The sequence below is a fragment of the Lacticaseibacillus porcinae genome, assembly GCF_003946305.1.
In the GTDB taxonomy this organism is placed as follows: Bacteria; Bacillota; Bacilli; order Lactobacillales; family Lactobacillaceae; genus Lacticaseibacillus; species Lacticaseibacillus porcinae.
The window spans coordinates 41,440-55,000 of sequence record NZ_RHNS01000009.1 but is presented as its reverse complement, the minus strand read 5'-3'; the positions used below and the strand labels follow the sequence as shown (position 1 = coordinate 55,000).

The following is a 13,561-nucleotide window of genomic DNA, read 5'->3' as shown; positions in this document are numbered from 1 at the left end:
CACAAGATGAAAAAATTCAGTCGTGTGCTTTTATATTTGATCGTCACCTTAGGCGCGCTCACGATGTTGATGCCATTTTTATGGATGGTGTCAACGGCGTTGAAAACCGCCCCTGAAACTATCACCGTTCCGCCGACTTGGATCCCTAAGTCGTTGCAATGGGGCAACTTCATCAAGGCGTGGCATGAAGCACCGTTTGCGCGGTATTTCGTCAACTCTTTGGTGGTCACCACTGTTACCACTGTCGGGCAATTGTTTACCAGTATTTTGGCCGCGTTTGCTTTTGCGCGGTTGAAGTTCTTCGGTAAAAACTTGATCTTTGTGATTTTCCTTGGGACCATGATGATCCCTGGGGAAATGTTGATCATCCCCAATTTTGTCACCTTGAGTCACCTGCGTCTGATCGATACCTATGGGGCGTTGATCATTCCGTGGTTGGCTAGCTTCTTCACTGTGTTCACCCTCAGGCAAACGTTCCAATCCACGCCTGAGCAGATCTACTACGCCGCGCGCATGGATGGCGCCAGCGATTGGCGGTACTTGTGGCATGTCTTAGTGCCAATGAGTAAATCTACCATCACTGCGGTTACGGTGCTACAAGTCATCGGTTCATGGAATGCTTTCATGTGGCCGTTGATCGTCACCAATTCCGACAAAATGCGCACTTTGCCTGTTGGGCTGCAGGCATTCACCACTGACGCTGGGACACAATACCAGTTGTTAATGGCAGCAAGTACGTTCGTTATTATTCCAATGGTTGTGTTGTATGTATTCTTACAAAAATATATTATTGCTGGGATCTCTAAAGCAGGGTTGAAAGGATAATCATTCACATGAAAAAGAAATCGTGGGTCAAAGCATTACTCGCCGTTTTCACTGTTAGTTTGGCTGCTGGCTTAACGGCTTGTGGCAACTCTAGTTCTTCAACGAAAAGTTCCGGTCCAGTCAAAATCACCTTTTGGCATGGGATGAACGGCCCTTATGCCAAAGCCTTAAACAGCATCATCAGTGACTACAACAAGTCGCAATCCAAGTACAAAGTGGTCGGCACCGCGCAAGGCGACTACACCGCCTTACAACAAAAGATCATGGCAGGTGCCAAGTCGCACAAGTTGCCAACGATCTCTCAAACCACTTACACCACTGTGCCTGATTATGTGAAAAATGGTTTCATCGAACCTTTTGATAACTACATCAAAAAGTCCGACTTGTCTGACATTTATCCAGCCTTCTTAAGCTCTTCCAAGTACCAAGGCAAGTACTACTCCATGCCATTCTCTAAGTCTGTGCGGATCATGTACTACAACCCAACGTTGTTGAAGAAGTACAACATGTCTGTGCCAACTAGCTGGGAAGAAGTCCAAAAAGACGCTGCCCAAGTCAAAGCTGACGGCATTTACGGCATCAGCTTTGATAAGTCCTTTGATATGGAACTTGAAGGCCTCGCCAAGCAAAACGGCAACAAGTTAGTTTCCACTGACTTAACGCCTAACTTGAACTCCAAAAAGACCCTTGAAGCGACCCACTTCATCTGGGACATGGTTCAAAACAAAGAAGCCAAGACTGCCGGCGAAGATGTTTACGGCGATCGGACCTTCACGTCTAGCAAAGCTTTGTTCTATGTTGGCTCTTCAGCTGGTATCTCCAGCATGAAGCAATATGCGCCTAAAGGCTTCACTTGGGAAACCATGGCTTTGCCAACTTATAAAGGCAACAAAGCCACTGAACTTGCTGGTAACGATATCGTGATGTTCAAAGACGCCTCTGCTTCTGAAAAGAAAGGCGGCGCGGACTTCATCAAGTTCTTGCTTTCCAAGAAAGAAACCATCAAGTGGTCTGAAAAGACTGGTTATGTGCCTTTGACTAAGTCTGCTGTTAAAGATTCCGGCTACCAAGCCTTCTTGGACAAGAACCCTGCTGATAAAGCAGCCGTTAACTCCTTGGACTTCGGTTTCCAATCCACTGCCTTCATCGGCTTCTCTGAATATCGTACTGACTTGTTGAGTGCGGTTGATGCCATGCTCACCAAGAACGAAACCCCAGAAAAAGCAATGGGCAACTTACAGACTCAAACCAAGAAGATCATCAAAGATAATAACAACAAGTAACGCTTGCTTGTGACTAGAAGTCTTCAGCCAGTTGGTTGAAGGCTTCTTTTTTATGTACAGGCGCAGTGTGCGCCTGTTTGTTACTAGATTTAGTTTTTAGCGACGGGCTCCTTTCTTTTGTTTGCGGGTGGTAAACCATGCGCCAACAGTTGCAAAGCTTGCTACGATCAACCCGAGAAGCGACAGTTTGGTATTCTGCGCATCGCTGGTCGGTGGCATTTGACTTGCAGTGGTACCAGCACTAGCTGGTGTGATCACTGCCGGGCCAATTTGCTGGGTGTTGGTGTTCGGTGTTGATTTGCCTTGGTCAGGCTTCGGCGTTGGCTTCGGTGCGGTCACAGCTTTGTAGATCACCGTCGTCACCAGATCATCACTTGCGAAGGTCACTGTTTGGGCACTGACTGCTTGTGAATCCGTCGTGTACCCTTTCAACGTTGGATTTGGAACAGCAGCAAAGGTATCGCTTGCCGGAGTCCATGCCCCAAATTCGAGGATCTCACCAGTTTCGGCATTCACTGTTGCCGTGCGCTTGAAGGTCACAGTTGCGGTGTAGTCAGGTGCAAGCGGTTTGCCATCTGCGTCAACATAATGAATCTTTTGCGTGACGGTTTGATTGAGCAGGTCTTTGGTGGTATCACCGATGAATGGGCCATCAGGTTGGACGATCACATACAAGTCGTTGTAAGTGACCGTAGTTTCAAGATCAGCATCTTCTGCTTTGACTTGAACACCTTTGATCTGCTTCTCGGTGGTAAACAAATTGTCGATCGTTGGACTCGTCACATCCGCAAAGGTATCAGTTGTCACAGGTTGCCAGTCAGTTGTTTCAACAATTTCACCAGTTTCAACATTGACAATGGCTGTTCGAGTAAAGGCCAGAGTTTCCGTAGAATCATCGGCAACTGGATCGCCATTTGCATCAACGTAATGAACCGTATTCGTCACGGATTGATTCAGATAGTCTTTCGTCGCCTCGCCGGTATACGGGCCATCCGGTTTGACTGTCACGATCAATTGCTGATAGACAACATTTTCAGTGATGTCATCTGAATCAGCTTTGACTGTTACCGCATCAACTGCCTTTTGTTTCGTGAACAAGTCGGCAATTTCAGGGCTGACTACTTTATCAAAGGTATCCGTCGTCGTTGCTTGCCAACCGGTGTGACTGACAACTTCACCAGTTTCGACGTTGATTGTCGCAGTCCGCGTAAAGTTCAAGGTCTTGGTCACATCAGGTGAAACGATGTCGCCATTTTCATTCACATAATAAATGGTTTGGGTCACAGCCTCATTCAGATCATCTTTGCTCGTGCCAGCTGGATAATCTGGGCCTTCTGGTTGGACAACGAGATACAAATCGTTATACGTGACTGTTGTTTCAAGATCAGCGTCTTCGGCTTTCACTTGAACACCTTTGACCTGTTTCTCGTTGGTGAACAGGTTGTCGACAGTTGGACTTGTCGCATCAGCAAACGTATCCGTCGTCACTGGCTGCCAGTCGCCAGTTCCAACGACTTCACCAGTTTCAACATTGACGGTGGCGGTACGAGTGAACGCCAACGTTTGCGTATAATCATCGGCAACAGTCTTCCCATTATTGTCAACATAATGAACCGTATTCGTCACAAATTGATTCAAGTAGTCTTTCGTCGCCTCGCCGGTATATGGGCCATCAGGCTTCACAGTGACATACAAATCTTGATACGTCACGGTTTCGACAATATCTGTAGAATCGCCATCCACCTTCACGGCATCGATCTGCTTGGTATCCGTAAACAAGTCGTCAAACATAGGACTAGTGATTTCCTCAAACGTGTCAGTTGTCACTGCTTCCCAATCACCGAAACTCAAGATCTCGCCGGTTTCGACATTCACTTGCGCCGTACGCTTGAAGGTTAACGTTTGGACGGAATCAGGTGCCGCAACACTACCGTCAGCTTTCACATAATGAATAGTTTGCGTCACAGTATGATTCAACTTGTCCGCGCTACTTTCACCTGGATAATCAGGTCCTTCTGGCTGTACAGTGACATACAGATTGCTATAGGTCACGGTAGTTTCAACGTCTTGAGGATCATCGATCGCCACTTTCGCAGGCACAGTTTGCTTGTGATCTGGTGTAAGCGCAACAACAATTGGACTCACAACTTCATCAAACGTGTCGGTCGTCTTCGGTTGCCAAGCCCCCCACTCAACCACTTTGCCAGTTTCAAGGTCGACTTTCGCCGTCCGCGTGAAGTCCAACGTCGCCACGTGATCATCTGCAACGGTCTTCCCGTCGACATCAACGTAATGAATCGTTTGTGTGACCGTCTTGTTCAAAAGGTCTGGGCCTGATTCACCTGGATAGTCTGGGCCTTCAGGTTGAACTGTCATGAATTTAGTTTGATATTGAACCGTCGTATCAATGTCCGCCGCGTCGGCAACCACCTTCTGACCTTTGATTGTCTTATCCGTGGTGAACTCTTCTGCCAAAATCGGACTGTCCACATCATCGAAGGTATCGGTCGTTACTGGTGTCCAATCGCCGTAATCAACGATTTTCCCAGTTTCCATATTGACTGTCGCAGTACGCTTGAATGCCAAGGTTTGCACATCGTCGTCAGCGGCTTTGCTACCATCAGCTTTGAGATAGTGGATCGTCGCCGTGACCGATTCATTCAAAAGGTCTTTCGTCGCCTCCCCAGTGTACGGGCCATCAGGTTCAACGACAGCGTACAAATCGTTGTAATGAACGGTTTCAGTGATGTCGTCATCCATCGCTTTCACCGTCTTCGCATCGATTTGCTTGGTGATTGTGAATTGATTCGTGACTTCAGGACTCAATACTTCAGCAAACGTATCACCATTCACCGCAGTCCAATCCGAGTAGCTTTCAACTTTGCCTGTTTCCAGGTTGTATTTCGCCGTTCGCGTAAAGGCTAATGTGACCACATGATCAGGGGCTGCAACACTCCCATCAGCTTTAACGTAATGGATCGTTTGGGTGACACTTTGATTCAAATCGTCTTTAGTGACGCCATCTGGATACGTCGGGCCTTCTGGGTTAACATTCACGTACAGATCTTTGTACGTCACAGTTTCCGGAATGTCCGCATCACCTGGCTTGATTGGAATGGCAGGCAGTGTCTTTTGCGTGGTATACATATTCGCAACTGCCGGACTCGTCACTTCTGGGAATGTGTCATTCAGCGGATCCCATGGCGTGTATTCTTCAACAGTGTTAGTTTCAACATTCACTTTGGCAGTGCGTTGGAAAGTCAGCCGCGTTGAATATTCTTGCGCGACTTCCTTGCCTGATTCATCCACGTACTTAATGGTGCGAATCGTATCGACGATCAAGTTGTGTTCGATGGTGTCGCCGAGAGTCGGATCATTTGGATAACCATCCCCAGGTTTGACGATCACATACAAGTTCCGATAATCGACGGTTTCGACAATATCTTTGGTGTCGCCATCAACTTTAATCGCGTCGATTTGCTTGGTCGTCGTAAACAAATCCGTTAAAGTTGGACTGACCACGGTGTCAAAGGTATCCGTTGTCACTGCTTCCCAATCGCCGTAACTCAAGATCTCGCCTGTTTCAACGTTCACTTGTGCCGTGCGCTTGAAAGCTAACGTGTGAACTGCATCAGGTGCCGCCTCGCTGCCATCTGCTAAAACATAGTGAATCGTCTGCGTGACGGTATGATTAAGCTTATCTTCGCTGGTATCGCCAATGAATGGGCCATCAGGTTCCACCGTGACGTACAAACTGCTGTAAGTCACCGTTTCTTCGATGTCCTTAGATTCACCAGTTACCTTGGTGGCAACGATTTGTTTCTTGTCAGGCGTCAGATCTGTGACTGTTGGACTGATGACTTCAACAAAGGTATCTGTTGTCTTTGGCTGCCAATCACCCCACTCAACCACTGCACCAGTTTCAAGATCGACTTTTGCTGTGCGAGTGAAGTCCAAGGTGGCCACGTGCGCTTCAGCAACCGACTTTCCTTCACCATCAACATAATGGATCGTCTGGGTGATTGTCTGATTCAAAAGGTCTTGACTGGAATCACCTGGATAATCAGGTCCTTCTGGTTGGACGACTACGAACTTAGGTTGATATTGCACAGTGGTTTCAGGACCTTTTCTATCAGCAGTAACTTGTTGACCTTTGACCACTTTATCCGTTGTGAATTCGTCAGCGAACGTCGGGCTCTGAACGTCTTTGAAGGTATCACCGTCAACTGCTTGCCAATCGCCGTAACCGACGATTTCACCAGTTTCAACGTTGATCGTCGCAGTCCGTTTGAAGGCCAAGGTTTGGACATCATCTGGTGCCGCAACACTGCCATCAGCTTTGAGATAGTGGACGGTTGACGTCACCGTTTTGTTCAAAAGGTCTTGCGTCGTATTGCCTGGATAATCTGGGCCTTCTGGTTGCACGACTTGATACAAATCGTTGTATTGAACCGTTTCGTTGATATCTGCAGTTTCTGCAGTAACTTTGGTTTCAGGGATCGACTTGGTGGCAGTGAACTGATCTTTGACATCAGGGCTGACCACTTCAGCAAACGTATCCCCATCAACAGCGGTCCAGTCGGAGTAGCTTTCGACTTTTTGCGTTTCAACATTGAACTTAGCTGTTCGGGTGAAGGTCAAAGTCTTCACTGAATCAGGCGCAGCCTCGCTACCATCGGCTTTGACATAGTGAATGGTTTGCGTAACGGTTCGATTCAGTTGGTCGTAAGCAGAATTTCCTGGATAATCTGGGCCATCTGGTTGGATCGTGACATACAGATCATTGTACGTGACCGTCTTTTGCAGATCCGCATCTTCTGCTTTCACTTGAATGGCGTCGACTTTCTTGTCAGTCGTGTACAAGTTAGGCAAGGTCGGGCTGACCACCTCCCCAAAGGTGTCAGTCGTCGTTGGCGTCCAAGTCCCTTGATCCGTGATCTCGCCAGTTTCAGCGTTCACGATCACAGTGCGGGTAAACAACAAGGTATCGCTATGATCTGGTGCCACTGTGTTGCCTTGCGCATCCACATAATGGATGGTTTGCGTCACTTGTTGATTCAGCGCTTCTTTAGTCGCTTCACCAACATACGGCCCATCAGGTTTGACGGTGACATAGAGATCTTTGTAGGTCACAGTCTCGGTGATGTCATCTCGTAAAGCCGTCACTTTCACGGCGTCAACAGTCTTTTGCTCGGTATACAAGTTATCCAAGGCCGGACTATCAACGGCATCAAAAGTGTCTGTCGTCGTCGGTGTCCAGGTCCCTTCATCGACAATTTCACCAGTTTCAGCGTTGACTTTGACGGTGCGCGTAAAGGCTAATGACTTCACGTTGTCTTCTGCGACTGACTTGCCAGTTTCATCGACATAATGAATCGTCCGCACAACCTCTTGGTTCAACAACTCTTTGCTGGTATTGCCAACATAAGGGCCATCAGGACCAACGGTGACGATCAACGGATGGTAAACCACATCTTCGACGATATCAACAGCATCAGCTTTGACGGTGACTGCGTCGATTGTTTTTTTAGTGGTGTACAAATCATCGATCGACGGGCTGACCACGGCGTCAAACGTATCCGTCGTGACCGGCGTCCAATCACTATGCGAAACGATCTCACCAGTTTCAACATTGATCGTCGCAGTTCGCGTGAAGGTCAACGTCTTGGACACATCTGGTGAAACAGTCGCCCCATTTTCATCGACATAATGGATGGTTTGGGTGACAGCTTCATTCAGATCTTCTTTGGTCGTTTCGCCAAGATATGGGCCATCTGGTTGGACGACCACATACAAATCGTTGTAATGCACGGTTTCTTCAGGGTCTTTGTCATCAGCTTTCACTTGCGTCGCATCAATTTGCTTAGTTTCGGTGAATTGATCTGCGACATCAGGGCTGATCACTGCATCAAAAGTATCAGTAGTGACTGGTTGCCACTCACCAAAATGATCCACTGTATCAGTTTCCACATTGATCACTGCTGTGCGCGTGAAGGCTAAGGTGGCCACATGATCAGGTGCCGCCACGCTACCGTCAGCTTTGACATAATGAATCGTTTGGGTGACCGTTTCATTCTGCAATTCTTGGCTGGTGCCGCCGACATATGGGCCGTCAGGTTCGACGGTCAAGTACAAGTCGTTGTACACCACAGTTTCTTCAACCGGCTGTTCAGGATCAGTCACTTTGATCGGGCCAACGGTTTTATCAATGGTAAACAGATCCGATAAAACAGGACTGGCCACTGCGTCAAAACTATCCGTCGTTACCGGCTGCCATGGAGAATAGGATTCGACTTTTTCCGTTTCCACATTCACCGTCGCAGTGCGGGTGAAGGCTAAGGTCGCGGTGTGATCTGGCGCTACTGTGTTCCCATCTTGATCAACATAATGAATCGTCAAAGTCGTTTCAGTGTTCAACAGTTCCTTGCTGGTTTCACCGATGAATGGGCCATCAGGTGGCACCGTGACAAACCGCGGATCATATTGAACGGTTTCATCAATATCGCCATCTTCTGCTTTCACTGTCGTTGCAACGACCGTCTTCGTATCCGTAAACAGATCTGGGAAGGCCGGGCTGACAACTTCATCAAAAGTATCTGTTGTCGTCGGCGTCCAAGACCCCAGTGAGATCACCTCGCCAGTTTCTGCATTCACCGTGGCAGTCCGCGTGAAGGCCAAGGTCGTCACGTGATCTTGCGCCGCATAGCTGCCATCAGGTTTCAAATAGTGAATGGTTTGCGTCACGGATTCATTCAGCAACTCTTTGTTGGTATTGCCGATATACGGGCCATCAGGTTGGACCGTGACGAAGCGTTGACTGTAGGTCACCGTTTCAACGATCGGTGCTGCTTCGGCGATTGCTGGAGCAGCAGGTACGACTGTTGTTGCCGTGAACCAATCCGCTAACACAGGGCTAGGCACTGCTTCAAACGACCCGTCAGTGTATGGCTCCCACGCCCCATAAGTCGGCACAGGATTCTGCGGATTTGAATAATCATAGGTCACTGAACGTTTGAAGAATACGAATTGCTCTGCGTCTTTGATTACTGGCACGCCAGCTTCATCGGTGTAGTGAATGATCCGTTGCACTTCAGATACCAGGTCATCAGCTTTCAAGTCTGCTGGATACTTCGGTGCTTGCTCATCCCCAGGTACTGTCGGATCGCCTGGTTTAACACTCAATTCGCCATCAGGTGTCACTGGTGGTTCAACCGTGACTTTAACAGGATAATACAACACGTATTGATCCCCATCTGCAGCTTGTGCTTTCACCGTTAAACCATCGAGCTTGGTTTGCGTGGTCACATAACCATCGATCGCAGGCAACGTCGCTAACCCATCATTTGTCGCCGTGTCAGGCGTCCAATCGGTGTAGGTGACTGTTGCCTTTCCGTCTTGATCAAAATGCACCGTCGCATCGCGGGCAAAGTTCACAGTTTGCGTCACTGATGGTTGTAGTTCAACACTTTGATCACGGGCATCAACAAAATGAATCGTGACCTTGACCGTATCATTCAAATCATTTTGATCAACGCCTTCAGGATATTGCGGCCCTTGTGGGAATTTCTCATCGATCAAATCTCCAGGTGCCTTCGGATCAGTACTTGGGACTTTCACAGTGTCAGGGTAATAAAGCACCGTCACTGGTTCTAACTTACTTTCTGCTTGCGTCGTCAACGCATCGACTTGTTTAGTCAAGGTGAAGTAGCCAGCAACCGTCGGCGAAACCACAGCTTCAAATTCTGACGTCGTATAAGGTTCCCACGGCTCGTAATATACCTCAGGATTCAATACATCGTCAGTATAATTGTAATCAACTTTTCGCTTGAAGCTCAGGGTTTGCGTCACGGTCGAGGAAACTGGATCACCGGTGACGGTATCCAGATATTGAATCGTCCGCGTCACGGTGTTCACAAATTCAGACTTGTCAATCACTGCAGGATACTTCGGACTATCTGGATCTGCCTCGGTATTGGCGCCAGGCGTGACAGTGATCTCGCCATCAGGTTCAGCAGGTGGTTGGACAACGACGACGGCGCGATAATATTTCACGTATTGATCGAGTTTTCCAGAATCAGGTTTCACTTCGATCCCAGCTAAATCAGTGACCGTTGCCACCCAGCCAGGGACTTCTGGAATCGTCGCTAATCCTGCAGAAGTTTGGCTATCAGGTTGATATGCATCATAGGTGATCGTCGGTGTGCCATCTGGGGCAAACTTGATCGTCGCATCACGAGTAAATGTCACTTGTTGCGTCGTTGGCCCAAGTAATGGATTGTTCAAGTCGACGCCTTCAACATAGTGGATCACGACTGGTACACTCAACGTCAAGTTATCAGTGTCGACGCCTGATGGATACTGCGGTCCCTCTGGATAGGCGGGATCAATGATCTCCCCTTCAGGTTTAGGATCGCTTCCTGAAACTTTCACAGTATCTGGATAGTAAACAACAGTCTCCGTTTCATTCGTGCCATTCACGGTAGTTGGTAAAGTTGGAACTGTTGGTGTCAACGTGAAGTACCCAGAGATCGTCGGATTGGTGAATTCAGTAAACTCCGACGTATCATAAGGCTCCCAATCCCCATAACTGATACTTGGATTCGTCAAACTCGCAGCGTAATTATATGAAACAGTTCGCTTGAATGAAACAGTTTGTACCTCTGGTGGGATCGGACTCGGCTGGCCATCACTCAAGACAAAGTTGATTGTCCGGGTAATCGTTTTGACAAAATCAGAGGTTTCCAGATCTGATGGATACTTCGGACTTTGATCATCGCTAGGCACCGTCGGCCCACCAGGTGTCACTGACACTGGGCCATCAGGCTGTGCCGGTGGTTGTACCACCACGTTTGACGGATAATATTTGATATAATCCGTTTGCGTTTGACCAGAACCAGAAGCATCTGCCGGTGGCGTCACAGCAGGCGGATCAATTGACGTTTGCGTCGTCACAAACCCGCGGATATTAGGAAAATTCGACACCGTGGTATACGGATCCCCACTCAGCGTCCAATCGGAATAATCAACGCTCGACACCTGACTATCCAAGTCAAAATGCACCGTGGCATTACGTTTGAAGCTTTCACTTTGATGCGTCGCCGCTGCTAACGGGGTATTCAAATCGTTGTAGGCGACATATTGAACCGTCCAATTCTTCGTCCAATTCAAATCACTGGTTGTCGTTCCAGTCGAGAACTTTGGACCATCTGGATAGGTTTCGTCGATCGGATCACCAGAATCTTTAGGATCAGTGGACGTTACGTCGATATCACGAGGAAAATACACGAACTCAGCAGTTTGATCTTGATCGGACACCCCAAATTTGCTGATATCAACCGTATACTCATCCACTTTCGCCGTTGGGGTGAAATATCCGTCAAATACCGGTCGATCCATTTGGTCAAACATATCGCTGGTTACGGGCACCCAATCCGTGTAATGATCGAGTTGTTTGGTTTCGACGTTCAACACTGCTGTTCGAGTAAACGTCAAGGTTTCCTCAACTGGCGGTTGCAAAACTTCCCCAGTATTGGTGACGAATGAAACCGTTCGGTGGACTTCAGCAGTCAAAGCGTCGATGGTGACATCTTTATAGTCTTCAGGGATCGTGTCTCCAGGTTTGATTTCCAACCATTTATAAAGATACGGAACGATTTGATTAATGTCCGCGCCTGGTCCTTGTGAACGTTCTGCTGGCAGTACTCGAGGACGCGGATATAAATCAGGATACGCCGGTAAGTCGGGTAGCGTAAACGCTGGAAAAATTGGCTCATCAACTGGCGTCCAATGCGTCGTAAAGATCAACTTACCATTGGCATCAAAGGCGATCGTTGAAATATTCGTCCACAAGACTTGCTGAGTCGCTTGTCCAAGCGGATTGTGATCAACGTCGATATAGTAAATGTTTTCTTTGTTGTATGCCCATTCCTGATCTGAAACTGCTCCAGGCTTATCGCCGAGGTTGTTTGTTTCGATCACATACAAGCGTTCATTATCGCCAAAACCAGCTGCACTTCGATTGATCGCCCAATTGCCATTGGCGTCAACAGCGGTGGTCACTGTTTTACTGCTATCTTGACTGTAAACCGTGATCGTATTGCCGACCTCAGTACCGGTCCCTGATAACGTGGTGGCACCACGATCATGGGTATCGATTGTTGGAGTCAGTTGCACAGTTTTTGGCGCAGTAATGACGCCAAGTGAGACCCAAGGCTGAAACATTATAGTTGAGGGATCAGCCATTAACAAGGTTTGATTGCGAATGTTGATCCATGAAGCATTCGGATTCATATCTGCAATATTAACCGTGAATGTTTGTCCCAGCACTTGAATATTATTGGTTCCCGGAATCGCTTGTACAGCTAACTCATTCCGTTGGAAATTGGGACTGTCCGACGATGAAGCACCCATAAATGTCAGCAACATCGTCGAATTAACATTTGCGGAAGTATTCAGCGGCATCCCAGTATTATTGACCACCACTTGCGGCGGAATGGTAAAAGTAACGACCGAAGCTGCGGTCGTTTCCCAGTGGCCATCGATCAAACGCATATTGCTGATTGAAATATTGTAGTTGCTCAACCACATTGGGTTGGCATTCCACGCATTTCTCGCAGCAGAATACAACGGCTCTCCAGGCGGTTGCGTGGTCACCCAAGCAGCCGCGATCCGATACCTACCATCTGGCGATACACCATCTTCAGGTGAATTCACCACATTAAGAGTCAAGCCATCAGTGCGAATTTGTTCAGTAATCGTCGCGCTATCAGGTGTCGTTGGAGCAGGGATCACGGTCTTCGGCGCCGCAACATCTGCTAGCGCAAGTGGCGCCGGTTGCGTAACATCAGCTGGCTGCACAGTTGGATCAGATGTGGTCGAATCTTGCGACGCACCGGAGCTAGCAGACGTCTGATCAGTATTAGTACCATCACTCGGCGTTAACGTATTGGTCACACCAGTAGAACTTTCAGGGGTGCTTGCTGGTGCCTCAGTTGTCTGAGTTGGTGCAGGCGCAGATTCACTGGCACTCGGTGTTGTCGCTGGGTCAGGTGTGGACGGCTCAGCTACATTCACTGGTTGCGAATCTGCCGTCGTATCCTCAGCTGCAGGTGCCGGATCCGCCACTGAAGCTGCATCCCCTGCACCATCAACGACATTGGGATCTGTTACTGGTGCTTCAGTCGCGGCGTCGGGACTTGTATCATTTGTCCCACTTGAATCAACGGATGTTGTCACCCCAGCATCCGCTGTTTGTTCATCAGCTTTGACGACTTGTGGCGTCAAAGCTAAGCCTGCCGCCAATCCAATGGTGGTGATCCCCATCACTAACCAACCATGGCGGCTTTTATACAGGCGATAATGTGTCTGTTTTTCGGTCAAAGCGGCAACAAAACGTTGACGCTTTGTCTCGGTTTTTTCCATATTACCCTCCATTGGTATAGTTGCATGATCAC

Annotated in this window: 3 protein-coding genes; 2 read left to right on the top strand and 1 reads right to left on the bottom strand. The window is 48.2% G+C overall.

Going from position 1 to position 13,561, the window contains the following annotated elements:
* Window positions 1–6 precede the first annotated feature (6 nt).
* Entirely contained in the window at window positions 7–825 is an 819-nt protein-coding gene (locus EKM92_RS08360) for a carbohydrate ABC transporter permease (RefSeq protein ID WP_125709771.1), read from the top strand.
* A gap of 8 nt (window positions 826–833) precedes the next feature.
* Window positions 834–2,108: an ABC transporter substrate-binding protein gene (locus tag EKM92_RS08355; RefSeq protein WP_125709769.1), complete on the top strand. Its 1,275-nt coding sequence runs from the start codon at window positions 834–836 to the stop codon at window positions 2,106–2,108.
* Window positions 2,109–2,204: 96 nt separating this feature from the next.
* Here EKM92_RS08355 and EKM92_RS08350 read toward each other — a convergent pair whose 3' ends face one another.
* Complete coding sequence (locus tag EKM92_RS08350; RefSeq protein WP_125709767.1) at window positions 2,205–13,529, bottom strand: mucin-binding protein; 11,325 nt, start codon at window positions 13,527–13,529, stop codon at window positions 2,205–2,207.
* Between the last annotated feature and the right edge of the window lie 32 nt (window positions 13,530–13,561).